This window comes from Thioalkalivibrio sp. ALE23 (assembly GCF_000378545.1).
Lineage (GTDB): Bacteria > Pseudomonadota > Gammaproteobacteria > Ectothiorhodospirales > Ectothiorhodospiraceae > Thioalkalivibrio.
Genome location: NZ_KB900080.1, coordinates 1 through 1,503, shown reverse-complemented (window position 1 = coordinate 1,503; position 1,503 = coordinate 1). Strand labels below are relative to the sequence as shown.

Sequence of the window (1,503 nt, the reverse complement as noted above, 5' to 3'; positions counted from 1 at the left end):
AGGCGGCCAACAGCGCTGACAATCTGCTGGGCAACGAAATCTGCGAGGATTTTGGGTGTGTAGGTCGCCCCACCAGATTTGTCGTCGGTGACGAGATTGTAACGATTTATAGATTGTGGCTGGTGGGATGTCTCCATTAGTTTTAGACCCTCGGGCTCTTTGGGGTTATCTGGAAGCAACCCTGCACCGAGCCGATCAAGCCCTGTCCAGAGCGAAAGCCAACGGCCGCAACCGTCTGGAAACCGACGGCCCGCACCCGACCGAATGAACCACGGCATAGGATCGCCCATCCGCCATTGTACTGCACTGGTCCAAGAGTTGGGGCCACTTCAGTCAGGACTGCTGAACCGAACCCACCAGCACCGCGTGTCGGTACGCTGCCAGATCTTCCGCGAGCGCACGTTGATTTCGCGCGGGGTGCGGAGGACTCCATGCCTGCGCCACCGGGACCACGTGAAAACCGAAGCATTGCTCCCGCTCCTCGGTCAGGGCCACACCGGCATCCAATCGAGAGCACCGTCCTCCAGGACCTCCAGAACCTCGGGGAACCGTCCCGCCAAGCGCCCGTCCGCATCGGTGTAGACCTTGGCTTCGTGCTCCTACAGCCCGACCCGCAGCAGCGTCTCGTCATTTGCTGAATCCGTGGTTCCGCAGGGGGGGGTGATTTTAAGAAAAAAGACCCGCCTCGTTGCTGCAAAACGAAGCGGGACGAAAAGATCATCGCATCAGGAACACACTGCCTGTTCTTTTGGAACGCTCTGTTTTGATCGGGTGTTTCGAGGTTTCGATTTAGAAGATTTCGTGGCGGGCGAAGATTTCGGTTTCGACTGAGTGTTCGCGTTGGACCTGGACGACGAGGCACCCGATTGTTTCGGGTTGGCTTTCTTCTTGCCGGAGCCCTTCGACGATTTCGACGGCTTCGGAGCCGAGGATTTAGGACTCGCTGAAGAAGCCGCAGGCTGCGCCTTCTGGACGCTGGAAGAGTTCGCCTGGCTTTTCTTTTTGGCAGGCGAACCCGAGGCACCGGACTTGGAGGGCTGGCCCTGGGACTTCTTGTTCCCCTGGGCCGCTTTCCCGCCCTTCTGTGAACCCCCTTTGGATGGCGGACCAGAGGCACCAGGCGGCGCATAAGTGCCCGCGAAGTCCGACTGGGAAGGGTCGAAGAAAGCACCTTCGGCTTTGCCCTTGATCGCGTGCCGGGCCAGATGGTGGGCAGCCCGAATATCGAGGTAATGGCGGTCGTTCCCATGGAGCAGACGGATACGACCCGCCATGAGTCGAAGGTTGGAGAGAGCCCGCTGGAGATAGATGGATTGGCGAATCCGGCCGGGGATGGATGCCGGCCGCGCCGGGTTGGCGCCGCGTATCCCGACTGACGCCGCCAGCGACGAGACAAGCGCCAGATGATCGCCGTGCATGGTGACCGGGCGGCCCGCCCAGACGGCATATTCCGTCGCCATCCAGAGTCCCAGCAGTTCCGCTTCAAGGGAACTGAGCTGGCGG

The 1,503-nt window shown here is 60.5% G+C and carries 1 pseudogene; it reads right to left on the bottom strand.

Features of this window, described 5'->3' with window-relative positions:
* Nucleotides 1-725: 725 nt before the first annotated feature.
* A pseudogene (locus F573_RS15325) lies at nucleotides 726-1,503 on the bottom strand (hypothetical protein); the annotation flags it as partial.